This window comes from Mycobacterium sp. pV006 (assembly GCF_041287115.1).
In the GTDB taxonomy this organism is placed as follows: Bacteria; Actinomycetota; Actinomycetes; order Mycobacteriales; family Mycobacteriaceae; genus Mycobacterium.
In genome coordinates this window covers 232,020-254,484 of the sequence record NZ_JBGGKT010000007.1, presented here as the reverse complement: position 1 = coordinate 254,484, position 22,465 = coordinate 232,020, and the positions used below count along the sequence as shown (strand labels likewise).

16 protein-coding genes and 1 pseudogene are annotated in these 22,465 nt (G+C 68.6%); 10 read left to right on the top strand and 7 right to left on the bottom strand.

The features are described 5' to 3' along the window. Positions 1-29: 29 nt before the first annotated feature. Positions 30-2,273, top strand: a complete 2,244-nt coding sequence (gene katG, locus ACAG25_RS13615) for a catalase/peroxidase HPI (protein WP_370488978.1) — start codon at positions 30-32, stop codon at positions 2,271-2,273. Positions 2,274-2,282: 9 nt separating this feature from the next. Here the strand turns inward: katG and ACAG25_RS13610 are convergent, their stop codons facing one another. Together ACAG25_RS13610 and ACAG25_RS13605 are read right to left on the bottom strand one after the other, a co-directional pair. Continuing rightward, positions 2,283-3,035, bottom strand: coding sequence for an STAS domain-containing protein (locus ACAG25_RS13610; RefSeq protein WP_370488977.1), 753 nt, complete (start codon positions 3,033-3,035; stop codon positions 2,283-2,285). After that, positions 3,028-3,975, bottom strand: coding sequence for a chemotaxis protein CheB (locus ACAG25_RS13605; RefSeq protein ID WP_370488976.1), 948 nt, complete (start codon positions 3,973-3,975; stop codon positions 3,028-3,030). Before ACAG25_RS13605 ends, ACAG25_RS13610 begins: the two co-directional genes overlap by 8 nt. A gap of 191 nt (positions 3,976-4,166) precedes the next feature. On the opposite strand from ACAG25_RS13605, the gene ACAG25_RS13600 reads away from it, so the two are divergent. The 4 genes and pseudogenes from ACAG25_RS13600 to ACAG25_RS13585 all read left to right on the top strand — a co-directional run bounded on the left by ACAG25_RS13600 (position 4,167) and on the right by ACAG25_RS13585 (position 9,389). Next, positions 4,167-5,297: a glycosyltransferase family 4 protein gene (locus ACAG25_RS13600; RefSeq protein WP_370488975.1), complete on the top strand. Its 1,131-nt coding sequence runs from the start codon at positions 4,167-4,169 to the stop codon at positions 5,295-5,297. 112 nt (positions 5,298-5,409) lie between these two features. After that, the gene (locus ACAG25_RS13595; protein ID WP_370488974.1) at positions 5,410-6,384 is read left to right on the top strand and encodes a glycosyltransferase; all 975 of its coding nucleotides are present in this window, start codon (positions 5,410-5,412) and stop codon (positions 6,382-6,384) included. After that, positions 6,381-7,460: a glycosyltransferase gene (locus ACAG25_RS13590; RefSeq protein WP_370488973.1), complete on the top strand. Its 1,080-nt coding sequence runs from the start codon at positions 6,381-6,383 to the stop codon at positions 7,458-7,460. The genes ACAG25_RS13595 and ACAG25_RS13590 overlap by 4 nt, the downstream gene beginning before the upstream one ends. A gap of 68 nt (positions 7,461-7,528) precedes the next feature. Beyond that, positions 7,529-9,389, top strand: a pseudogene (locus tag ACAG25_RS13585) (CheR family methyltransferase). A gap of 11 nt (positions 9,390-9,400) precedes the next feature. On the opposite strand, the gene ACAG25_RS13580 reads toward ACAG25_RS13585, so the two are convergent. After that, positions 9,401-10,507, bottom strand: a complete 1,107-nt coding sequence (locus ACAG25_RS13580; protein ID WP_370488972.1) for a hypothetical protein — start codon at positions 10,505-10,507, stop codon at positions 9,401-9,403. Positions 10,508-10,580: 73 nt separating this feature from the next. Next, positions 10,581-11,237, bottom strand: coding sequence for a UdgX family uracil-DNA binding protein (locus tag ACAG25_RS13575; RefSeq protein ID WP_370488971.1), 657 nt, complete (start codon positions 11,235-11,237; stop codon positions 10,581-10,583). Positions 11,238-11,480: 243 nt separating this feature from the next. Here ACAG25_RS13575 and ACAG25_RS13570 point away from each other — a divergent pair, with 243 nt between their 5' ends. Next, entirely contained in the window at positions 11,481-12,290 is an 810-nt protein-coding gene (locus ACAG25_RS13570; protein ID WP_370488970.1) for a SigB/SigF/SigG family RNA polymerase sigma factor, read from the top strand. A 4-nt stretch (positions 12,291-12,294) separates the two neighbouring features. On the opposite strand, the gene ACAG25_RS13565 is transcribed toward ACAG25_RS13570, so the two are convergent. Further along, the gene (locus ACAG25_RS13565; protein ID WP_370488969.1) at positions 12,295-14,436 is read right to left on the bottom strand and encodes a catalase; all 2,142 of its coding nucleotides are present in this window, start codon (positions 14,434-14,436) and stop codon (positions 12,295-12,297) included. 135 nt (positions 14,437-14,571) lie between these two features. Here ACAG25_RS13565 and ACAG25_RS13560 point away from each other — a divergent pair, with 135 nt between their 5' ends. Together ACAG25_RS13560 and ACAG25_RS13555 are read left to right on the top strand one after the other, a co-directional pair. Continuing rightward, positions 14,572-16,926, top strand: a complete 2,355-nt coding sequence (locus tag ACAG25_RS13560; RefSeq protein WP_370488968.1) for a Tex family protein — start codon at positions 14,572-14,574, stop codon at positions 16,924-16,926. After that, complete coding sequence (locus tag ACAG25_RS13555; RefSeq protein ID WP_370488967.1) at positions 16,923-17,582, top strand: sensor domain-containing protein; 660 nt, start codon at positions 16,923-16,925, stop codon at positions 17,580-17,582. The genes ACAG25_RS13560 and ACAG25_RS13555 overlap by 4 nt, the downstream gene beginning before the upstream one ends. Here the strand turns inward: ACAG25_RS13555 and eat are convergent. Continuing rightward, entirely contained in the window at positions 17,579-19,024 is a 1,446-nt protein-coding gene (gene eat / locus ACAG25_RS13550; RefSeq protein ID WP_370488966.1) for an ethanolamine permease, read from the bottom strand. The two genes, ACAG25_RS13555 and eat, sit on opposite strands and share 4 nt — an antisense overlap. Before the next feature lie 128 nt (positions 19,025-19,152). On the opposite strand from eat, the gene ACAG25_RS13545 reads away from it, so the two are divergent. Then, positions 19,153-19,923, top strand: a complete 771-nt coding sequence (locus tag ACAG25_RS13545) for a hypothetical protein (RefSeq protein ID WP_370488965.1) — start codon at positions 19,153-19,155, stop codon at positions 19,921-19,923. Positions 19,924-20,001: 78 nt separating this feature from the next. Next, the gene (locus tag ACAG25_RS13540; protein ID WP_370489011.1) at positions 20,002-21,135 is read left to right on the top strand and encodes an acyl-CoA dehydrogenase family protein; all 1,134 of its coding nucleotides are present in this window, start codon (positions 20,002-20,004) and stop codon (positions 21,133-21,135) included. Here the strand turns inward: ACAG25_RS13540 and ACAG25_RS13535 are convergent. Beyond that, complete coding sequence (locus ACAG25_RS13535; protein WP_370488964.1) at positions 21,120-22,418, bottom strand: spinster family MFS transporter; 1,299 nt, start codon at positions 22,416-22,418, stop codon at positions 21,120-21,122. The two genes, ACAG25_RS13540 and ACAG25_RS13535, sit on opposite strands and share 16 nt — an antisense overlap. Between the last annotated feature and the right edge of the window lie 47 nt (positions 22,419-22,465).

The following is a 22,465-nucleotide window of genomic DNA, read 5'->3' as shown; positions in this document are numbered from 1 at the left end:
CATCATGTATGGATCAGGAAGGGAACACAGTGTCATCTGATACGTCCGATGCTCGCCCCCCGCACGCTGACACCAAGACTGCCAGCAACAGCGAGAGCGAGAACCCGGCGATCGACTCGCCGAAGCCGAAGTCGCACGCTCCGTTGACCAACCGCGACTGGTGGCCCGAACAGGTCGACGTCTCGGTGCTGCACAAGCAGAACGAGAAGGGCAATCCGCTCGGCGCGGACTTCAACTACGCCGAGGAGTTCGCCAAGCTCGATCTGGAGGCGTTCAAGCGCGACGTCATCGAGCTCATCCAGACCTCGCAGGACTGGTGGCCCGCCGACTACGGCAACTACGCCGGCCTGTTCATCCGGATGAGCTGGCACGCCGCCGGCACCTACCGCATCTTCGACGGCCGCGGTGGCGCCGGGCAGGGCGCGCAGCGCTTCGCCCCGCTGAACAGCTGGCCCGACAACGCGAACCTGGACAAGGCTCGTCGTCTGCTGTGGCCGATCAAGCAGAAGTACGGCAACAAGATCTCCTGGGCCGACCTGATCGCCTACGCGGGCAACGCCGCACTCGAGCAGTCCGGCTTCCAGACGGCCGGCTTCGCGTTCGGCCGTGAGGACATCTGGGAGCCCGAGGAGATGCTGTGGGGCCAGGAGGACACCTGGCTGGGCACCGACAAGCGCTACAACGGCACCAACGAAAGTGAGCGCAAGCTCGCCGAGCCGTTCGGCGCGACCACGATGGGCCTGATCTACGTCAATCCCGAAGGCCCCGAAGGCAAGCCGGATCCGCTCGCCGCCGCCCACGACATCCGCGAAACCTTCGGCCGCATGGCGATGAACGACGAGGAGACCGCCGCTCTGATCGTCGGAGGCCACACCCTGGGCAAGACCCACGGTGCCGCCGACGTCAACGTCGGGCCCGAGCCCGAAGGCGCCCCGATCGAGGATCAGGGCCTGGGCTGGAAGTGCCCGTTCGGCACCGGCAACGGCAACGACACCGTCACCAGCGGTCTCGACGTGACCTGGACCGGCACGAACTCGCAGTGGAGCAACGCCTTCCTGGAGAACCTGTACGGCAACGAATGGGAGCTGACGAAGAGCCCGGCCGGGGCGTGGCAGTTCGAGGCCAAGAACGCCGAGGCCACCATCCCGGATCCGTTCGGCGGCCCGCCGCGCAAGCCCACCATGCTGGTGACCGACGTGGCGCTGCGTGAGGATCCGATCTACGGCCAGATCACCCGCCGGTGGCTCGACCATCCCGAGGAGATGGACGAGGCCTTCCGCAAGGCCTGGTACAAGTTGATGCACCGCGACATGGGGCCCATCAGCCGCTACCTGGGTCCGTGGATCGCCGAGCCGCAGCTGTGGCAGGACCCGTTGCCGCCGGTCGACCATGAGCTCATCGACGAGGCCGACATCGCGTCGTTGAAGGCCAAGCTGCTCGACTCGGGTCTGACCGTGCAGCAGCTGATCAAGACCGCGTGGGCGTCGGCCGGCAGCTACCGCGGCACCGACAAGCGCGGTGGCGCCAACGGTGCACGCGTCCGGCTCGAGCCGCAGAAGAGCTGGGAAGCCAACGAGCCCGTCGAGCTCGAGAAGGCCTTGGCCGTGCTCGAGCGCGTCCAGCAGGACTTCAACGCCTCGGCCACCGGCGGCAAGAAGGTGTCGCTGGCCGACGTCATCGTGCTGGGTGGCTCGGCGGCTGTCGAAAAGGCTGCTCGCGACGCGGGTTACGAGATCGACGTGCACTTCGCTCCGGGGCGCACCGACGCCTCGCAGGAGGACACCGACGTCGAGTCGTTCGCGGTGCTCGAACCGCGGGTGGACGGCTTCCGCAACTTCTTCCGTCCCGGCGACAAGAATCCGCTGGAGCAGCAGCTGGTGGAGCGGGCGTACCTGCTCGACCTGACGGCTCCGGAGATGACGGCGCTGCTGGGTGGTCTGCGGGTGCTCAACGTCAACCACGGGGGCAGCAAGCACGGTGTGTTCACCGACAACCCGGGCGCGTTGAGCAACGACTTCTTCGTCAACCTCGTCGACATGCGGACCGAGTGGAAGCCGTCGGAGAATCAGGAGAACGTCTACGAGGGTCGTGACCGCGCCACCGGCGAACTGCGGTGGACGGCGACGGCCAACGACCTGGTGTTCGGTTCGAACTCGGTGCTGCGCAACATCGCCGAGATCTACGCGCAGGACGACAGCAAGGGCAAGTTCGTCGAGGACTTCGTCGCTGCCTGGGTGAAGGTGATGAACAACGACCGGTTCGATCTGCGGTAATCGCCTGCGCTACAGGTGATTCTCGGGTCCTAGAAGCGCCCACACCGTTTTCCCGTCTGCCTTCGGGGTGCTGCCCCACGTCCGGCTCAACGCCGCGACGATGGCCAGGCCGGAAACGGTGTGGGCGCCGGCCGTCGGGTCCTCCCGGCGCACCGCCGCAAGATGATTGCGGTCGCTCACCGCGACGGTGACGGTGTCGCCTTTGGTCTCGACGATCAGCGACGGATCACTGCTCGTGTGCTCGAGCACGTTCTCGACGAGAATCGTCGCCACCGTCGATGCGGTCAGGATCATCTCTCGGCGGTCCCACGTCGTCAGCCACTCGGCGATCAGGCACCGGGCCGCCCGCAGGCTCGCGAAGTCCGGTGGCAGATCCGCGCGCGCCCGCCGCCGGAGTCCGTCCCGGGCGACCGCGATCTCCGGTCCCGGCGGCAGAGCCTCGTAGACCGGGACGTACCGGCCGATCGTGCTGCGGGCGATCGACGCCCGTCTGTCGGCGTCCCGGCAGATCAGCACGATCGGCACATCGGGCCAGGTACTGACGTGCCAGCGGGCGCTGGCGAAGACGGTCCATGCCGACGTGCTGGGCGCGGAGAGATCACTGACGTCGACCATCACGACGTCCGGCTCCTCCAGCGCGGCCTTGATCACACTGTCGCGGACGTGGCGGTAGGTGGAACTGTCCAGCGTTCCGCTGATCTGCAACAGGATCCGGTCAGGCTCCTGTCGCGTCCGTACGCTGACGGCTCCGCCGTCAGGCATCGCCGGGAGAGGTTGGAGTTTCGGACACAGCTAGCCTTTCCCTCAGTACGGCAGCAGCTTTGTCGGATTCTTCGGCCAGAGCGATGTAGCGGTCCCGCACTGCGGCGGAGACCGCCTTTTCGGCCAGCAGATGGGCCAGCCGCGACTTCTCGTGCAGACTCCGGACCGCCAGCCACAACGCCCGCTGCACCTCACCGTCGCACGCCGAGAGCAGTGCGTCCGCGCTCCACGCGTGGCCCACCTGGCAGCGGTAGCGACCGTCGCCGACCTCGTGCAGCGACCCGTTGCAGTCGGGGCAGGTGAAACCCGCAGCGGGCCCGAGGTTTTCGGCAGCGATACCGGCGGTGAGCTGGTCGGCCATCGCGATCCGGTTCTCGAGCTCCATGTACAGGTCCGGCGGATGGCTTTCCGGTTGCAGGTCGCGTGTACATAACGCTGCGACGAGAGCGCCCATCTCCTGGGCGGTGGCGGTGTGATCGACCACCCCTGCCTGCAGCGCGTGGCTGGGCATTGCCGGAAACGCTGCGTCCGAAGGCGTTTGACACACCGTGACACCGCCCCTGGAGCGGATCGCCGCCAGTCCGAGCACGCCGTCGTCGAGCACCCCCGATAACAGCACGCCGATCGCGTGGGACCCGAATGCGACGGCAACCGAACGGAACATCGCGTTGAGAGCCGGCCGGTGCCCGTTTTCTGTCGGGCCCTGCGACAGCACGATCCGATGGTCCTGGGTCAGGAGATGACGGCCCGGTACCGCGACGTAGATGCGACCCGGTTCCAGAACGGTGCCGTCCTCGGCTGCGACAGCCCGAAGTGGGCCGCGTCGATCGAGGATCTGGGCCAGGACACTGGTACCCGTGGAGGGTAGGTGCAGCGCCATCAACACCGCGAAGGGGAGATCCGCGGGCAGTCCGGCGGCGACCTTCGACAGGGCCTCCACGCCACCAACCTACCCGCATATCCGCGGTCCTACCCGGGCGCGACCGCCCCGGTTGATCCGGAAAACGAACGACACAGTCCCCAAAACGAAGTGTGTGGTCTGACCGGTTTGGCGCACAGGACTTCTGGACTCCCAACAACCCGACAGCACATGACGATCGGTATGGAAAGGGTGCAATGAAACTGGCTCTCGTGGGTGACGTGTCCGACAGCCGCTTCGACCTTTCCAGGTTGGCGGCTTCCCTGGTGGACCGGGGACACGACGTCGAGGTCGTCAGCGCGTCGTCGTCCGACCCGTCGAGCACCAGCGGTGTCGACGTGATCACGGTACCCACGGATTCAGCTGTCCCGTCAGCACAACACCCCGAGGTGGGCCCGGCGATCGCGGAGATCGGTCGGTTCCTGGCAGACCGGTGGAACGATGCGGCACCCGACGTCGTGCACTGCCACGGGTGGTCCTACGGGCTGGCCGGGCAGCTCGCAGCGCGTCGGACACACACACCCACCGTGCAGAGCTTCCACGGACTGTCCGACGGCGCGGCTGCGTCCGGGCCCGCCGGGGCCGTCGACAGCCGCAGGAATGTCGAGAGTCTCCTGGCCAAGAGTGCCACCATGGTGACCACCGCCTGCACCGACGACCTGCTCGAGGTGATCCGCTGGGGGTGCCCGCGGCCGCGCGCCTCGGTGCTCTCCCCGGGTGTCGACATCGACGAGACCGGCCTGCTCGACACCCCGTCCGCCCCGACCGGTGGCCGTCAACGGGTCGTCTCACTGACAGAGGACTTCTCGAGTCACAGCGGTGCCGAGCGCGTCATCACGACTCTGCCGTCACTGCCGGCGGCCGAGCTGGTCATGATCAGCATGAGCGAAGCCGCTCCCGACGACCTGCGGCGACTCCACGGACTCGCGGAACGTCTCGGCATCTGCAGCCGTATCCGCGTCATCAATTCGGCTGCCGAGCCGGACCTGTCGGCCTACCTGCGGTCAGCCGACGTCGTGGTCTGTCCGACGGCGCATCATCCGCACGCCACCTTGGCGTTGCAGGCGATGGCGGCCGGCGCGGCGGTGGTGGCCACGGACACCGGCGGGGCCCGAGACGCGATCGTCACCGATGTGACCGGCGTGCTGGTCCCTGCCGGTGGTACCGAGGCGTTGGGCCGGGCGATGCGTTCACTTCTGGGACAGGTCGTTCTCCGCCAGGGAATGGGCCTGGCCGGCCGCGCGCGGGTGCGCTCGCGCTACTGCTGGGAGCGCATCGCCACCGACGCCGAAGTCGTCTACCAGTCGGCCGTCCAGTGGTCCGGCCGACGGGTGTCGTCCTGACACACGACACCGGCGGAGCCGTCGAAAACCTGTCTCTGCCTGCACATATCCGACTTTGAGGATTTGACCCGAGAAGTGTTTGTCGAATTCTCTTAAGGGTATTTCGCGCCGCATGCCCTCATCCGGTGAGCGTCGGTCGATCCTGATCTGGCATGTCCACGGCTCGTGGACGGAGTCGTTCGTGGCGGGTCGGCACGAGTACGTCCTGCCGGTTGATGACGCTCGTGACGAGGACGGCCGCGGCTTGGCCGGACGGCACTGGCCGAACGCGCGTGAAGTCCCGCTCGAAGCACTGCACTCCGAGCACATCGACGTGGTCGTCGTGCAGCGTCCGCACGAGATCGACTTGGTCAGAAGACATCTGGGCCGTTTCGGATCGGACCTGCCGATGGTCTACGTCGAGCACAACGCGCCCCGCCCGTATGCGGTCGACAGCGTCCACCCACTGGCCGGCCGTAGCGACATCCCCCTGGTGCACGTCACCGCGTTCAACGCGCTGATGTGGGACAACGGGTCGGCCCCCACCAGGGTCATCGATCACGGGGTGCCCGACCGCGGCACGCGCCACCGGCCCGAACTCCCAGCGGCCGCCTGCATGGTCAACGAACCGGTGCGGCGGTGGCGCACCGTGGGCGCCGACCTGTTGACACCGCTGAGTCGCTACACCCCGATAGACGTGTGGGGCATGGGCACCGAACGCCTCGATGCCGACAAGGGATTCGGTGACCGGGTCCACGGACATGGGGATGTGCCCGGTGCGGCGGTACTCGACGAGGTCACGCGCCGAAGCGTCTACCTGCACACGGCCCGCTGGACGTCGCTGGGCCTGTCGCTGCTGGAGGCGATGTGCGCCGGGATGCCTGTCGTGGCGGTGGCGTCGACGATGGCTCCGCTGGTGGTGCCGCCGGAAGCCGGTGTCGTCAGCGCGGACATCGCCGAGTTGGGCGCAGCCCTCGAACGATTCGTCGAAGACCCCGCAGCCGCACAGATCGCGGGAAAGGCAGCGCGAGAGTTCGTGCTGACCCGTCACGGGCTGCAGCGATTCCTCGGCGATTGGGACGACCTACTCGAGGAGGTGTGCCGATGAGTTCGACGTACCGGCGGCTCAAGGTCGCGATGGTCTCCGAGCATGCGAGCCCGCTGGCCCACCTGGGTGGGGTGGACGCCGGCGGCCAGAACGTCGCCGTGGCGGAGTTGTCGGCGGCGCTGGCCGCGGCCGGCCACGAGGTGGTCGTCTACACCCGCCGAGACGACGTCGACCTGCTCGAGCGCGTCGACACCGAACACGGCTACGCGGTGGTACACGTCCCGGCCGGTCCACCTGAGCCATTGCCCAAAGACGAACTGCTGCAATACATGGACTCATTCAGTGTGTTCCTCGCCGAGCAGTGGCGGCACTGGCGGCCCGACGTGGCGCACGCGCACTTCTGGATGTCGGGTCTGGCGACCCTGGCCGCCGCGCGGCGGCACGCCATCCCGACGGTGCAGACGTTCCATGCGCTCGGAGTGGTCAAACGTCGGCATCAAGGTCGCGACGACACCAGCCCGGACGAGCGGGTCCGGTTGGAGACCCGGGTGGCCCGCGGCGCCGACTGGGTCGCGGCCACCTGTACCGACGAAGTTTCCGAGCTCGCCCGCATGGGCCGGTGTGGGTCGGTCTCGGTGGTGCCCTGCGGCGTGGACCCCGAGGAGTTCAGCGACCGCGGGCCCGTGGCGACGCGCGGCACCCCGCAACGCATCGTCTCGGTGGGACGTCTGGTGCCCCGCAAGGGATTCGACACCGTCATCGCGGCGATGCCGTATCTGACGTTCAAGGCCGCCACCAGCGACACCCGGGATTCACCGGCCCTGACGGTATGCGCACATCTGGCCGTGCGCGGCGCGCAGGTGTGCGGTTACGACCCACAGCTGCCGGCCATCGACGCGCGCGTACTGCACGACGCCGGTGTCACCGCCGTGGACGACCCGTATCGGGCCGCGAAGTCCGCCGATGCCATCGTGGTGCTCACCGAGTGGCCGCAGTTCGCCGACCTGGACTGGTCGCTGATCGCCGAGCAGGCCCCCGGAGCGATCGTCGCCGACACCCGGAACCTGTTGGACGCGCACTCGGTGGCCGCGGCAGGTCTGCGCTATCTGGGCAACGGTCGCGTCGGCGGCTACTGAGGAAGCCGCGATCCACCCGACCCGTTGCGCCGGCGAGTAGGTTCGGGGTGCTCTGGCACTCTTGGCGGATGGATGATGGCGTGAAAGAGAACCCCGACAAAGAGGCGCAAGCCTTCGAGTCGCTCCTGCGGTACGTCCGCGATGCCCGCGGTTTCGACTTCACCGGGTACAAGCGCGCCTCTCTGATGCGGCGGGTGCGCTACCGCATGGACCAGTGCGGGCACACGACCTTCGAGGAATATCTCGATACGTTGCAGGCCTCCGCCGACGAGTTCTCGACGCTGTTCAACACGATCCTGATCAACGTCACCAGCTTCTTCCGGGACCCCGAGGCCTGGGATCACATCCGGGACGAAGTGGTGCCCACGCTGGTGGCCGAGCGCAGCCCGACCGACCCGATCCGCGTGTGGAGCGCCGGCTGCGCCTCCGGCCAGGAGCCCTACACCTTGGCCATGATCCTCGCCGACGCACTCGGCCCGGAGGAGTTCCGTCAGCGGGTCAAGATCTACGCCACCGACGTCGACGAGGACGCCCTCAGCGAGGCGCGCATGGCCTCCTACGACGCCAAGGCCGTCGAATTGGTGCCGCCGCCGCTCCTGGAGCGGTACTTCAGTCTGGTCAACGGCAGGTACGTCTTCCGCAAGGATCTGCGCCGGGCCGTCATCTTCGGCCGCAACGACCTGGTCAAGGACGCACCGATCTCCCGGGTGGACCTGTTGGTGTGCCGCAACACGCTGATGTACCTGAACGCCGAGACCCAACGCAACGTGGTCAGCCGGCTCCATTTTGCGCTGGCGCCGCGCGGGGTCCTGTTCCTGGGTCACGCCGAGATGCTGCTGAGCCACACCGATCGCTTCACCCCGATCGACTTGAAGTACCGCATCTTCCGCAAAGTCGGTAGCGCCCTCGAAACCCCCGAACGGGTCCTGCCGACCGTCTCGGCCGAACGGCACGGCGAAGTCTCCGGCATGAACTCCATTCGGGACCTCGCGTTCCGCGCCAGCCCGGTGGCACAGATCGTCGTCACCGGCGAGGACACGGTGGCACTGATCAACGAGCAGGCCGAAGCCACGTTCGGCCTCTCCGCCCGCGACATCGGGCGGCTGCTACGCGATCTCGACGTGTCCTACCGGCCGCTGGAACGCCGGAGTTATCTCGAACAGGCCCGGGTCGAGCGGCGGTCGGCGCGCATCCAGGACGTGCAGTGGCAACGACCCGGCTTCGACCCGGGTGTGGTTCGAGGTGCACGTCCACCCGCTGGTGGATGACGACAACAACCTGCTCGGCACCTCGGTCGTGTTCTTCGACGTGACCTCCACGCGTGCGCTGATCGACAAGGTCGTCGACACCAACCGGCAACTCGAAACAGCGTACGAGGAACTGCAGTCGACCAACGAAGAACTCGAGACGACGAACGAGGAACTGCAGTCGACGGTCGAAGAACTCGAAACCACCAACGAGGAACTGCAGTCGACCAACGAAGAACTCGAGACCATGAACGAGGAGTTGCAGTCCACCAACGACGAACTGCACACCATCAACGACGCCCTGCGCGAGCGCAGCCTCGAACTCGACGAAGCCACCGCGTTCATGCACTCGATGACCAACTCGATAGGGTTGGGAATGATGGTGGTGGACCGTCAGATGCGCGTCGTGGTGTGGAACCGTGGATGCGAAGAACTCTGGGGGTTGCGCTCCGAGGAGGTCATCGGCTCTCCGCTACCGAGCCTGGACATCGGGTTACCCGCAGAGGCGGTCAAGCCGCTGATCGGCCGCGTGTTCGTCGACGCGGAGATGACCGACGAGGCGACCATCGAGGCGATCAACCGGCGGGGCCGATCGACGCGGATCCGGTTGCTGTGCACGGCATTTCGGGAACCCGACGGGTCGGTCAACGGTGCGATGCTGTTGATGGAGGTCATCAGCTGACCGGTCCGGGGTCACGCGGACTGTCGTGGGGCATAGCGCAGGATCGCCGCCACCCCGTCGCGAGGCGCGACGCGTTCGTCGACGGCGACCAGGGATGCGTCCACGCCGACCGCGGCCAACGGCAACGCCTCGTCCGCCCGCACGGTGCGGCTCTGTCCCTCGCCGAGTTCGGACATCACCTCGGCAGTGGGGGCGACGACCAGCGGCGTGTCCCCGACCAGAACGGTGGCGTCCCCCAGATCGCCGATCAGCAGCGTCTCGACCGCCCCCTCGCGCAAGGCGGCACACACCCCGTCCAGACCCTCGGTCGCCAGACCGGACTCACGCTGTGATTCGGCCTGGAACCGTCGGGCGGCCTCGTCCATCACATCGACCCGGCGCAGACGCAGATGAGTGTCGATGTCGTGCCCGAGGGCCTCGTCGTCGACGCTGCCGCGCGCACCGGCGTTGATCTCCACGACCGACTCGGTGACCCGGTCGGGAAGTTGAGCGAGCAGGTCGGCGCGCGAACGGACCTCGCCGACAACGAAGACCAGTTGGGGCCGCTCGTCGTCGAAAGTCCTGGTGACCGCCTCGGCGGCTTCCTGGATGTTCTTCATCCGCGCGCCTTCGGCGGCTCGCTGCGGGTCGCCGTAGCCCGCGTCCTCCGCTCCCGCGGCCTTGTGCACCGGGTAAGCGTCACCCTCGACGGTGGTGTGGACCGCCGTGCCGTTGCGGTGCACCGCGACATCCACACCGGCATGGTCGACGACCACCGTCAGGAACGGCGGGTCGTCGACCCCGTGGATCACCAGCGGCACCAGGTAGGGAAGCCCCGACACCCGCACCGTGGGACTCTCCGGCGCGCGGATCAGACGTTCGACGAGCTGCACGCCGTCCCGGGTGGCCACGACGGCTTTGCCGCCCCGACCGACGGTCTGCGGGCTGTCCGACAGGCTCTGCTCCACCACGTCGATGAGCGATTCGTCCGCACCCTGCGCGCTCAACTCGTCGACCACTGCGCGCAGGCGCAATTCGGCCTGCTTCTGTGCGTCGGCGGTGTTGTGCGAGTCGTCGACATACACCGAGACGAAGGGTCCCTCGGCGTCGACGAGAGGACGGAAGCGGGTAGGTTGCATGACCACTCCTTTTCGGGGTGAGGCGCTGCGGTCTGGTCACGGTGTGCCCGCAGGCATCCGGGTGAAACGTGGCTCACCCCTTCAGTAGTGCAGCGGCCATGCGCAGATCCTCGACCAGCGAGGCATACGCCTCCTGACGCGCGTCGCCGGGCCCGCGCAGCACCGCCGACGGGTGGATGGTGGCCACCACCTGCGGATCGACGTCGCCGGGGCGGTCCTCGAGCGGCAGCCGCAACACCTCGCCGCGGTGTGCCGTCAGCTTGAACGAGCTACCCAACAGCGACTTGGCCGCGGTCGCGCCGAGCAGGACGACCACCTCCGGGTCCACCGCCGTCAACTCCGCGAACAGCCAGGGGCGACACGCGACGACCTCGGTGCGGCTCGGCGTCTTGTGGATGCGCCGCGTTCCGCGTTCGGCCGGAACGAATTTGAAATGCTTGACCGCGTTGGTCACATAGATCGGCGCGCGCTGCACATCGGCATCACCGAGCGCTTTGTCCAGCAGTCGACCCGCAGGACCCACGAAAGGCGCGCCCGCGCGGTCCTCACTGTCACCGGGCTGTTCGCCGACGAACATCATCCGCGCGCTCGAGGAACCGGAACCGAACACCGCCTGCGTGGCGTTCTCGTACAGCGCGCAGCCCCGGCACGCCTGCGCCGCGGCCGCCAGGTCGGCGATCTCCAGCGTCGGGGGCAGGAAATCGGCGGCGGAGGTCGTGGAGGTCGGCACACACGCCGATTACCCTGCTGCGCGGCGATGACCACAGCCGAAGAACGAAAAAACGGTGCCACGAAGTTCGTTTTACGAAGAGTTTCGCTTCTGGCGAGCGCCAGACAACTGACCGGACATACTGGAGGGACAAGGGTTTCCATCCCCTGGGCGCGAGCAGTACAACACCGATGCCGCTTCGCTGCGAATCAGGTACCCGCTTCACCGTCGTCCGCCCCTCGGCGGGCGGGTCAGGAGGCCGCCATGGATCTCGCCAAAGGTCAGACCGGCACCAACGATCCCGATCTGGCATGGTTGCGGACCGCGTTCGTGCGGTTGCACGCCCTCCCGGCGGGTTCCGCCGAACGGACACGCCTGCGCAACCGCATCATCGAGGAGTGCCTACCGCTGGCCGAACGCATCGCGCGACGCTACGACAGACGTGGCGAAGCCCGCGACGACCTGGTCCAGGTGGCCCGTGTCGGCCTCGTCAACGCCGTCAACCGATTCGACCCCTGCGCCGGCACCGAGTTCCTGTCCTTTGCCATCCCCACCATGCTCGGCGAGGTGAAGCGATACTTCCGCGACTTCAGCTGGTCGGTCAACGTGCCGCGCCGGCTCAAGGACCTCTATCCGTCGCTCGGTCCGCTGACCAACGAACTGACCCATCAACTCGGCCGCGCGCCCACCGCCGGTGAACTGGCCAGGGCGCTGGACGTCGACCGCGCCGACGTGGTCGAAACACTCACCGCAGCAGCAGGTTTCAAGGCGAAATCCATCGACGAAAGGTCCCCCCGCGAGGACGACGCCGCACCCGCGCTGGTCGACCGGCTCGGAAGCTGCGATCCCGACATGGATTTCGTGGAGGACCGCGACGCGCTGCGAGTGCAACTGCAGTCGCTGCCCGAACGCGAGTACCGCATCGTGATCATGCGCTTCTTCGAATCGCTGACCCAGTCGGAGATCGCACAGCGCATGGGGATCTCCCAGATGCACGTGTCCAGGCTGCTCGCGCAGTCACTGCAGCGACTGCGCGACGGCATGCTCGACCGGCCCCGCGCGCAGGTCGCCTGAACGACTACTTGCGTTTGCGGCGACCCGCCGGGGTCCGGACCGGCGGCACGTTGGATGCCACCACCTCGTCGGTGCGGTCCCACACCCGGTGCAGCCCCAGCGCAGCGACCAGTTCGGCGCTGAACGACGACGAGGCGTCCCCGGCGGTCAGCACCCCGGGGCCGTCGACCGGGACGTCGACGCGCTCGAGGACCTTGCGCCCGTCACCCCAGGCGCCGATCGGCTTGCAGTGGCGGTACATCTCGTGCAGCAGCACCGCGAGCTTCACGTCGACCTGGTCTCCGAGCGCACCGTCGGCGATCACGACCGCGTCGAACTCGATGGAGCGAGCCGTGGTGAAGGTGCGATCCACCGTGACGGTGCGCCGCCCGGACTTCAACTGCCCACCGACCGGCGCCAGCACCATGGCCTTGGCGCCGAGCTTGTCGAGCGCCTTGGCGAGCTTGCCGATCCCGGCCAGGTCGGCGCCGTTGTCGGCGACGACGGCCACCTTGCGACCGGCCACCGGCCCCGGCGTGCTGACCACCTGAGACAGCGCGGGGGAGACGGGCACGTCGGCCGGTGGGTTGCCCTTGGGCGCCGGTAGCCCCAGACCTGCGGCGACCTTCTCGCACAGGTCGGTGTCGACGTTGGCGAGCACCTGCAGTTGCCGCTCTTTGATGCCCTGTTCGTAGCATTTGCCCAGTTCGAAGGTGAACGCCTCGACGAGGTGGGCTTTCTCCACCTCCGACAGCGACCGGTAGAACATCGCCGGCTGGGTGAAGTGGTCGTCGAACGACGCGGGCTTGCCGCGCTGCACGTCACCCTGGACCGGGCGCGGCGTCGGGACGTAGGCGCCCTCGTCCTCGTCGGCGACGAACGGCTCGCCGCCGTCGATGCTGTTGGGCCGGTACGGAGCCTGTCCGGCGTGCACGGCGGTCTGATGCATGCCGTCGCGGAACATGTCGTTGACGGGGCAGTGGGGTCGGTTGATCGGCAACTGCGTGAAGTTCGGTCCGCCCAGGCGCAGCAACTGGGTGTCGAGATAGGAGAACAGGCGGACCTGCATCAGCGGGTCGTTGGTGACCTCGATGCCGGGGACCAGGTTCCCGGTGTGGAATGCGACCTGCTCGGTCTCGGCGAAGTAGTTCGTGGGGTTGCGGTCGAGGGTCAGCTTGCCGATCAACTGCACCGGCACCAGTTCCTCGGGCACGATCTTGGTCGGATCGAGCAGGTCGATGCCGTCGTAGGATTCGGTGCCGTCGTCGGGCATGACCTGCACGCCCAGTTCGTACTCCAGCGGCGCGCCCGACTCGATGCCGTCGGCCATGTCGCGCCGGTGGAAGTCCGGGTCGCAGCCGGCGGCGATCTGGGCCTCCTCCCAGACCTGCGAGTGCACGCCGGCCACCGGCTTCCAGTGGAACTTCACCAGGCTGGTCTGTCCCTTGGCGTTGACCAACCGGAAGGTGTGCACCCCGAATCCCTCCATGGTCCGGTAGGACCGGGGGATGCCGCGATCGCTCATGTTCCACATGACGTGGTGGGTGGCCTCGGTGTGCAGCGAGACGAAGTCCCAGAACGTGTCGTGCGCGGACTGGGCCTGGGGGATCTCGACGTCGGGATGCGGTTTGGCGGCATGAACCACGTCGGGGAACTTGATGCCGTCCTGGATGAAGAAGACCGGGATGTTGTTGCCGACCAGATCGAAGTTGCCCTCGTCGGTGTAGAACTTCACCGCGAAGCCGCGGGTGTCGCGCACCGTGTCCGCCGAGCCGCGCGATCCCAGGACCGTGGAGAACCGGCAGAACACCTCGGTCTGCTTGCCCTTGGTGGCCAGGAACGCGGCCTTGGTGAACTTGGCGGCGTTGCCGTAGGCCTCGAACACGCCGTGCGCGGCCGCGCCGCGGGCATGGACGACCCGCTCGGGGATCCGTTCGTGATCGAAGTGGGTGATCTTCTCCCGGAGATGGAAGTCCTCCATCAACGTCGGACCGCGGACACCCGCCTTCAGCGAATGGTCGGTGTCGGGGATGCGCACCCCCTGGGCGGTAGTCAGATAGCGACCCTGCTGGCTGCGCGGATCCTCCTGTGACGCCGCGTCTTTCCCCGCACCGGTGGCGCTCACGGCGGCGGGTGCGGACTGCTTGGGTCGACGAGCGGCGGGCATGGGGCCTCCAGAGACGGTGTCGCGGTTTTCGGGGCCCCCCGTCCGTACCCCGACCTCGTATCGGTAAACGTGCGGGCGCGGCTCACGCCGTGTCCGTCGCCGGGGTTGTCGGTTCGATTCGGTAGGGTCCTGCGCGTGAATTCGAGCACCACGGTGGTACCGGCAACATTGGTCGTGAAGAGCGTAAACGCCCGTCTCGCTGCAGAACTGGACGTCGCCGAACGGCAGATCGCAGCGGCGGTGCGACTGCTCGACGAAGGCGCCACCGTGCCGTTCATCGCGCGGTACCGCAAGGAGGTCACCGGCAGTCTCGACGATTCCCAGCTGCGGCTGCTCGAGGAGCGGCTGACCTATCTGCGCGAACTCGACGACCGTCGCAACGCGGTGCTGGCCTCCATCGACGAGCAGGGCAAGCTCACCGACGAGCTCGCAGCCGCCCTGGCCGCAGCCGACACCAAGGCCCGCGTCGAGGACATCTACCTGCCCTACAAACCCAAACGTCGGACCAAGGCCCAGATCGCCAGGGAAGCCGGCCTCGAACCGCTGGCCGACCAGTTGCTCGCCGACCCGACGCTGACTCCCGAGGATGCCGCGGCGGCCTTCGTCAACGACGAGGTCGCCGACGTCGCGGCTGCCCTCGACGGTGCCCGGCACATCCTCGTCGAACGCGCCGCCGAGGACGCCGAGCTGGTCGGGGCACTCCGCGAGCGGCTCTGGGAGCAGGGGTCGGTCCGGGCACGCCCGGCAAGCGACGCCATCGAGAGCACGCCTGCGGCGCAGAAGTTCCGCGACTACTTCGACTTCTCCGAGCCGTTGTCGGCCATGCCCTCACACCGGGTGCTGGCGGTGCTGCGCGGCGAGAAGGAACAGGCGCTGTCGGTGACCATCGATCCCGGCGACGACAGCCGCTACCAGGCGATGACCGCCGAGGCGCTCGGGATCGACCTGAGCGCGCACGCGCCGGCCACCCCGTGGCTGGCCGCCACCGTCGGGTTCGCCTGGCGCACCCGGCTGTCGGTGTCGGCATCGGTGGACGCGCGGGTCCGACTCAAGATGCGCGCCGAACAGGACGCCGTGTCGGTCTTCGCCCGCAACCTCAAAGACCTGCTGCTGGCACCCCCGGCAGGCAACCGCACCACCCTGGGTCTGGATCCCGGCTTCCGCACCGGGGTGAAGGTGGCCGTCGTCGATCAGACCGGCAAGGTGGTCGACACCGCCACGGTCCATCCGCACCAGCCGCAGAAGCAGTGGGACGCCGCCAAGGCGGTGCTGGCCGCGCTGGTGGCCCGCCACGGGGTCGAGTTGATCGCCGTCGGCAACGGCACCGCGTCGCGCGAGACCGACGCGCTGGCCGCCGAACTGATCGCCGACATCCGCGCCGCCGGAGGTGCGGCGCCGACCAAGGCGATGGTCAGCGAGGCGGGAGCGTCGGTGTACTCGGCCTCGGCGTACGCCGCGCACGAACTGCCCGATCTGGACGTCACCCTGCGCGGCGCGGTCTCCATCGCGCGCCGGCTGCAGGACCCGCTGGCCGAGCTGGTCAAGATCGAGCCGAAATCGATCGGCGTCGGCCAGTACCAGCACGACGTCGCGCCGACCCTGCTGACGCGCAGCCTGGGCGCCGTCGTCGAGGACGCCGTCAACGCCGTCGGCGTCGACCTCAACACCGCGTCGGTGCCGCTGCTGGCCCGGGTGTCGGGGATCAGCGAATCCCTCGCCGAGGCCATCGTGGCCCATCGGGACAGGACCGGCCGGTTCACCAGCCGCCGCGCGCTGCTCGACGTTCCACGCCTGGGCCCCAAGGCTTTCGAGCAGTGCGCGGGATTCCTGCGGATCCGCGACGGGGAGGATCCGCTCGACGGGTCCGGCGTGCATCCGGAGTCCTATCCGGTGGTGCGGCGAATCCTGGACCGCGCCGGGGTCACGCTGGGCGAGATCATCGGAAACCAGCGACTGCTGCGCGGCCTGAAGCCCGGTGAATTCGCCGACGAGCGGTTCGGCATCCCCACCGTCACCGACATCCTGGCCGAACTCGAGAAGCCCGGCCGGGACCCGCGACCGGCGTTCACCACCGCGACCTTCGCCGCCGGAGTCGAGAAACTGTCCGATCTGAAGGTCGGCATGGTGCTCGAAGGTGTGGTCACCAACGTCGCCGCGTTCGGCGCGTTCGTCGACGTCGGGGTGCACCAGGACGGGCTCGTGCACGTGTCGGCGATGGCCGACCGCTTCGTCTCCGATCCGCACGAGGTCGTGCGGTCGGGCCAGGTGGTGCGGGTCAAAGTCGTCGACGTCGACGTCGAGCGCCAACGGATCGGGCTGAGCCTGCGACTGAACGACGAGACCGCCCGCCCTGCACCACGACCCAAACAACAGCAACGGCCCGGATCGCAGCGACAAGGCAAGCGGGGCAGTCAGAGTCGCAGCCGCGAGACCAGCCGCCCCGGCGGTGCGATGGCCCAGGCACTGCGGGACGCGGGCTTCGGCCGGTGATCGTGACGGCGCGGCTGCGGCCGATCGCGGTGATCGCTGCGGTCGGCTCGGTCGCGCTGCTGTGCGGTTGCACACGCACCGTGGACAGTCCGTCGGCGCGTCCCGAAGCCCTGGCCGCACCCATCTCCACGTTGCAGGCCCCAGATCTGTTGGGTCCCAACGTCGAAGACGGCGACGGCAACCTGTTCACCACCGTCGAACCCCAGCGCTGCAGCGGGCTGGCACGCGAAGTCGAGCCACCGTTCCTGCACGACCACGCTCCGATGGCCACCGACGGCGGCCACTGGATCACCCCCGACGGCGCGACCTACGTCGAAGAGATGGTCGCGGTGTTCCGGTTCGACTTCGACGCGGCCGCCACGCTCGCCGCGGCCCGCGCCACTCTCGCCGACTGCGCCGACACCCCGCTCGCGGTCACCACGATGCGCGGCCGCACCTACGAGTTCACCGCGGCCGCCACGCCGGGGGAGCCGCCGAAGGACAGCCTGCTGTGGTCGCTGCGAGCGATCGACTGGAACTGCGACAACGCGTTGGTCGCCGCGCACAACGCGGCCATCGAGATCACCACGTGCGGACCGGTTCCGGGCTTCGACACCGCGTCACTTGCGCAGCAGGCCCGCGACCGCATCGAGGCGCTGGCCAACACCACCGCCTAGCCGCGTCGCAGATCCTCCTCGGCGGCGGCCAGCGCGGCGAACTCCTCGTCGGGCGAATTGGCCACCAGGTGGTGGCGGCTGTAGAGGGCGAAATACAGCATGAACGCCGCGAACACGGCCAGACACATACCCGCCGCGATCGGGTTGACCAGGAACGTGGCGATGACCGCCAGCACCGCGATCACCAGGGCGAACCCGGTGGTCGCGATCCCGCCCGGGGTGCGGTAGGGCCGCGGCATGTCCGGTTCGCGCACGCGCAGCACGATGTGGCTGATCATCATCAGCACGTAGCTCAGTGCCGCACCGAACACCGCCATGTTCAGCAGGAGGTCGCCCTGCCCGGTCAACGACAACGCGAATCCGATGAGGCCGGGGATGATCAACGCCAGGGTGGGCGCCTTGCGCCGGTTGGTCACCGACAGCGCCGTCGGCAGATAACCGGCCCGCGACAGCGCGAACAACTGCCGCGAATACGCGTAGATGATCGAGAAGAAACTCGCGATCAGCCCGGCCAACCCGATGTAGTTGACCACCTTGGCCCAGACACCATCACCGAGCGCTTCGACGAGCGGATTGCCCGACTCCGACATCGCGGCGGCGCCGCCGGCGCCGGTGGTCAGCACCAGCACGGTCACGCAGGTGACCAGCAACACGGCCATCGCGGCGATGATGCCGCGGGGGACGTTGCGCTTCGGGTCGGCGGCCTCCTCGGCGGCCAGCGGAACCCCCTCGACGGCGAGGAAGAACCAGATCGCGAACGGCAGCGCCGCCCACACACCCAGGACACCGAACGGCAGCAGCGACGACGCACCCGCCGCGTCGGTGACGGGGATATCGGTGAGGTTGGCCGCGTCGAACTGCCCGACCGCCGCCAGCGCGAAGATCACCAGACCGACCAACGCGATCGCGGTGATCACGAACATCACCTTGAGCGCCTCACCGACACCGGCCAGATGGATGCCGATGAAGATCGTGTAGGCGGCCAGATACACCCACCAGCCGTCGGTGATTCCGAAGAGCCCCAACGATTCCACGTACGCGCCGATGAACGTGGCGATCGCGGCGGGGGCGATGGCGTACTCGATCAGGATCGCCGTGCCGGTGGCGAACCCACCCCATGGCCCGAGCGCACGGCGGGCGAAGGTGTAGCCGCCGCCGGCGGCCGGCAACGCCGAGGACAGTTCGGCCATGCCGAGCACCAGCGCCAGGTACATGCAGGCGATGACGACCGCCGCGATGGCCAGCCCGCCGAAACCGCCCTCGGCCAACCCGAAGTTCCACCCGGAGTAGTCACCGGAGATGACGTAGCCGACACCGAGCGCCGCCAGCAACACCCATCCGGCACTGCCGGTCTTGAGTTGTCGCTTCTGTAGGTAGGCATCCGACTCGCGATGCGCTTCGAAGCCGCGGGCCTTATGTTCGGTGCGACGGTCGGTACTCATGGCATACGTCTCCGTTCGACAGTGTGAGCAGCACACTACGGATTGACCGGACGGCGCGCTCTGTAACGACCCGTCCCGGTGTGCCGATACAGCGCTCGACACCGGTTCGGACGACGGAAGGATCTGCCGTGGGCGTGGTGCTGGGGCTTTCCCTGACCTCCGACGAGGTGGTGTGGGTGCTCGTCGACGAATCCGAACGGGCCGCACTCGACCACGACGTCCGCTCGGCGCGCGACGGTGCCGACGACGTGGTCGCTGCGGCGCGCAGCGCCGCCTGCCTGGCCGCCGCCGCCGGCGTGCAGATCACGGCGGTGCGCGTCACCGGCGCCACCGGGGACGTCGTGACCGCCTTGCGCTCAGCGCGATTCGAGGACGCCGAAGCGGTACCGCAGGCTGTGGCGGCACGCGAAGCCGGACCGTTCGCACCGCGACTGCAGGCCGCGGCAGGGGCCGCGCTGTGCGCGTCCGGCCGCGACGTCGCGGCCACGGAGGTGCCGCATCCGGCGCGCCGGCGCCGCGGACTGCTGGCGACCCTGGCGGGAACCGCCGCCGCCGCCGTGCTGTCGGTGCTGTTCCTGACCACCGGTTCGGTGCCGCAGGACGCCAGGGCCGCGACCACCGGGCCGGCCCCGACAACCGTCTCGGGGTGGGTGAGCGTACCCGCCCCCCACGTGTCCACCGTGACACGCAAGGTGGTCACGCCCAGCATTCCTGCGCGGCGCGTCACGGCGTACACACCCGCACCGGTGCACACGCCGCCGGTGGCCGCCGAACAGCACCTGGGCGGCACCTCGACGGCTCTGGCCGGTCCGTCGCCGACCGTGCCCGACGGCGACCTGCCGTCGATGTCGGCTCCGGTGATGACAGATCTGTCCAACTTGTTCACTGCGCTGCCCTGAAACGCTTACCGTGCAGGGGTGAGCGCCGCACCGCAGGTGGCCGACCCGGTCCCTGACCCCGTCGAATCCGCCCGTCAGATGCGCGAACTCGTGGCCGCCGAGGCCGCCGAGTGTGAGCGCAACAGGACGTTGACCCCGGCCGTGGTCGAGGCGATGTGGTCGGGCGGCCTGATGACCGCGTTCAACCCGGCCCCGGCCGGGGGCGTCGAGCCGTCCTTCGCGCAGATGATCGAGACCTGGATCGAGATGTCCTGGCAGGACGGCTCTTTCGGGTGGATCGGGATCGCCAACCTGCCGTCGTCGTTCGCCGCGGCCTGCTACCTGCCCGACGACGGGTTCGCCGAGGTCTTCACCGCCCACGGCAACCGGGTCACCATGGGTGGCCAGTTCTTCCCGAACGGGCAGGGCATCGCCGTCGAGGGCGGATACCGGCTCACCGGCGCATGGAACTTCGGTTCGGGCACCGGTCACGCCGAATACGTTGCGGCAGGCTTCTTTCCGATGGACGACGGGCAGATGCGCTGGGTCGGCGAGGGCGTGCCTGACATGCAGGTCGCGGTGGTGCCCCGCGCGCAGGTGCGGTTCGACGACGGCTGGCATGTGCAGGGTCTGAAGGGCACCGGGTCCTACGACTATGCGATCGAGGACGTCTTCGTCCCGCATCGGCGCACGTTCGCGCTGTTCACCCGCGAGCCGTACCGGGGGAGTTCACCCGCCACCCGCATGGGCATGATGCCGGTGACCGCGGCCGGCCACGCCGCGTGGGCGCTGGGCGTGGCCAAGAGCATGCTCGACGACGTCGCCGAGCTCGCCGCGACGAAATACCGGATGAGCGACATGGCCGCACTGGCGTCCCGCCCGACGTTCCAGAAGGGGCTGGCCCATCACGTCGCGGCGTGGCGGGCCGCCCGGCTGTTGGTGCTCGACGCGTTCGGCAGCGCCGAAGCCGCCGTCGGTGCGGGCGCGGAGCTGACACCGACGATGCGCGCGGACATGCGGGTGGCGGCGGTGTTCGCGACCGACACCGCGCGGGCATGCGCCGAGTGGGCCCACCTGGCGGCCGGGACCACCGCCATCCGGGAGGGCAGCCGGCTCGAGCGCGCGTTCCGGGACCTCTACACCGGCACCCAGCACGCGTTCATCAGCGAGAAGGTCGCGATCGACGCCGCGCAGGTGTGGCTGGGCCTCATCGACGATCAGTTCGGGCTCTGAGGCGTCCCGGTGTCGACGATCTCGCCGAGGAAGCGGCGGCTCGCCAGCAGGTAGCAGCCGACCGCGGCCAGATGCATCACCGGCACCACGCACAGCAGCGCCCGGCCCAGCGACATGTCGCCCAGCCCGTCGCGCAGCGCGTCGCTGATCATCCCGGTGGCCAGCGGGCCGACCGAACCCAGGATCGCGCTGAAGAACAGGAACACCGCCGAGGCGGTGGCGCGCTGCTCGGGCGGTACCAGCCGCTGGATGGCGGCGATCGAAGGCGCCATGTACGCGGTGCCGACCACGTAGCTCAACGCGATGAAGGTCACCGCGGCGGCGGTGTTGCCGACCAGCAGCCCCAGCGTCGAGAACGGCAGCAGCACCGCGGTCATCAGCGCGACCAACCACAGCAGCCAGCGCGGGTCGCGGGCACTGAGCCGGTCGGCGACGCGTCCCACCACCAGCAGGCCCAGGATTCCGGTCACGCCGCTGGCCAGCCCGTAGTACAAGCCGACGTCGCCCAGCGACATGCCCCGCGCCCGCATCAGGAAGGCCGGTGCGAAGGTGGTCAGTGCGTAGCCGGCCACCGAGATGCACGCGGCTCCCGACACGATCGCGAGATAGCTGGGTTTACGCAGAATCGTCCACCAGGCGGCCGAGACCGGTTGCGCGACCGAGGTTTGGGCCCGCGGCGTCTGCCGGCGCCCCACCACGGCCAGCACCACCGGCACGACCGCGACGCTGAGAGCGCCCATGATGACGAACGCGGTGCGCCATCCCAGGGCCTGGGCCAGCAGACCGCCGCCGATCAGGCTGGCGGCACTGGCCAGGGGGATGGCCAGCGTGATCACCGCCAGCGGGGCGGCGCGTCGCTCCGGAGGGAAGTTGCGGGCGACGTAGGCGTGCGCGGCGGGAGTGGACCCGGCCTCGCCGATCGCGACGCCCACCCGCGTCAACGCCAGCTGGAAGCCGGACTGCACCAGCCCGCCGAGCATCGTCATCACCCCCCACAGCGACAGGCAGCCCGACACCACCAGGCCGTAGGCGCCGCGGTCGGAGATCCGCGCGATCGGGATACCGACGAGGGCGTAGACGGCCAGGAAGCCGAACCCGTTGATGATGCCCAGCGCGGTGTCCGACAGGTCCAGGTCCTGGCGGATGGGCTCGGCCAGCACCGCGGGCAGGAAGCGGTCGGCGTAATTGAGGGTGCCGACGACGGCGAGGACCGACACCGCCGCCCACGCCCGCCGCGGCGGATGGGTGTCGTCGTCGACCAGGACGGGGGACGGTGCCGCCATCGGCGCTCCTCGGGTGTGGCATTACAGGCGGCACTCAGAATGTCATG

Coding starts and splice junctions, on each gene's coding strand:
- ACAG25_RS13610 (WP_370488977.1), bottom strand. CDS start 3,035: ATGCCTGACGGCGGAGCCGTCAGCGTACGGACGCGACAGGAGCCTGAC.
- ACAG25_RS13595 (WP_370488974.1), top strand. CDS start 5,410: ATGCCCTCATCCGGTGAGCGTCGGTCGATCCTGATCTGGCATGTCCAC.
- ACAG25_RS13590 (WP_370488973.1), top strand. CDS start 6,381: ATGAGTTCGACGTACCGGCGGCTCAAGGTCGCGATGGTCTCCGAGCAT.
- ACAG25_RS13580 (WP_370488972.1), bottom strand. CDS start 10,507: ATGCAACCTACCCGCTTCCGTCCTCTCGTCGACGCCGAGGGACCCTTC.
- ACAG25_RS13570 (WP_370488970.1), top strand. CDS start 11,481: ATGGATCTCGCCAAAGGTCAGACCGGCACCAACGATCCCGATCTGGCA.
- ACAG25_RS13565 (WP_370488969.1), bottom strand. CDS start 14,436: ATGCCCGCCGCTCGTCGACCCAAGCAGTCCGCACCCGCCGCCGTGAGC.
- eat (WP_370488966.1), bottom strand. CDS start 19,024: ATGAGTACCGACCGTCGCACCGAACATAAGGCCCGCGGCTTCGAAGCG.
- ACAG25_RS13540 (WP_370489011.1), top strand. CDS start 20,002: ATGCGCGAACTCGTGGCCGCCGAGGCCGCCGAGTGTGAGCGCAACAGG.
- ACAG25_RS13535 (WP_370488964.1), bottom strand. CDS start 22,418: ATGGCGGCACCGTCCCCCGTCCTGGTCGACGACGACACCCATCCGCCG.